The 1172-nt window shown below is 60.0% G+C and carries 1 protein-coding gene; it reads right to left on the bottom strand.

The features are described 5' to 3' along the window. The coding region (locus ACZ4VL_RS40840; protein ID WP_468211127.1) for a hypothetical protein at positions 1 to 204 on the bottom strand (204 nt) is incomplete at its 3' end. Positions 205 to 1172 lie beyond the last annotated feature (968 nt).

The raw sequence follows: 1172 nt of genomic DNA, 5'->3' as shown, positions 1-1172 counted from the left end.
AGAACGCGCTTGTGAGCCAGCTTGCTGCGTATCATCGGGCTGCTCGTTGTTGACCGGGTTGATCGATTCGTCCCGCCTGTCGCCCGTGGACGACCGACTTGGGAGCTTCCAGCGATGGACGGGTTCAGTATCAGACAGCGGCAGCGGTGAGAGCAACGCCCACGCGCTGCCCACCATTTCGGCCGTCCAGGTAGGCGCGCTCACAGCACCACAACATGCCGTTCTCCGGGCGAAACAACCCGAGCAGGCTGCGCAGGGCCTAATCCTTTAACTGCCTCGCCAGGCTCAGCTTGAGCACCGAGGCGCTCATGGCTCCGCCGATTCAGTTCCGCGGTGCACGCGAGACAGACGCCATCCACCGTGCGACTTGAAGTAGCCCGTGTCGCCAGTCAACGAATAGCGAAATCCGGCCCAAATCGATGTCGGCACGGAGCTGTGCCAAGTGCGAGCCTTTTGGTAGGCGTAGCGAAACGAACGCATCATTTCGCTTCTCCGCGGCGCAGCCATTGCCGACACGACGGCGCTTTGAAAAGCGCGATTGCGAGTTGGAGCAACCCCAACGCAGCTGCGGCAGCCAAGATCACAAGAGCAAGAGACAAAAGGAGGTCCATGGCGGGGGTCCTGCAGGCCCGTGGGGTGGCAGCACCTCTGAGCGCCCGGGCCATTGGCGCTCAGCAGTCCCCTGTCCGCTACAAGTGAAGATCGCCACAACCGCGTGATATCGGCGTGAAAGCCAGCCGCGTCATTTGTTGCCGTTGCAATCGCCCACTTCTGACCTCCTACTAGTGCTTGGAACCGGGAAATCGAGTTGATTGAACAGTCTAGGCAATGCACCCGTCTTCATCAGTGATCCTGTTCATATTCGGTCAGAAACATCTCACACTGCTCGCTCCGCTTCCGACAGCGCTCTCTCTTCGCGTTGACTGTTCAATGCAATCTTCGACCGACTTTGTAATCCACCAAGTCGATCCCACACTGCTGAGCAAGGGGGCGAGGGCTGGATCTGCAGCTATCCTGATGACCTGCCAAGCGTGCCGAGCTAGGTCCACCGTCACCATCGGTGGCGGACTGCAGACGGATAACGCGGGTGTCTGGGTCACTTGTCCGGGATGCAACGCGAATGCCATGCTGGGTCTGGAGGAGATTTGGCGCCTTTGGAGCAGTGACGCCGG

The organism is Streptomyces sp. NPDC029014 (assembly GCF_055564695.1).
Note: the sequence above shows the minus strand (reverse complement) of the source record. Positions and strands in the feature narration are given on the sequence as shown.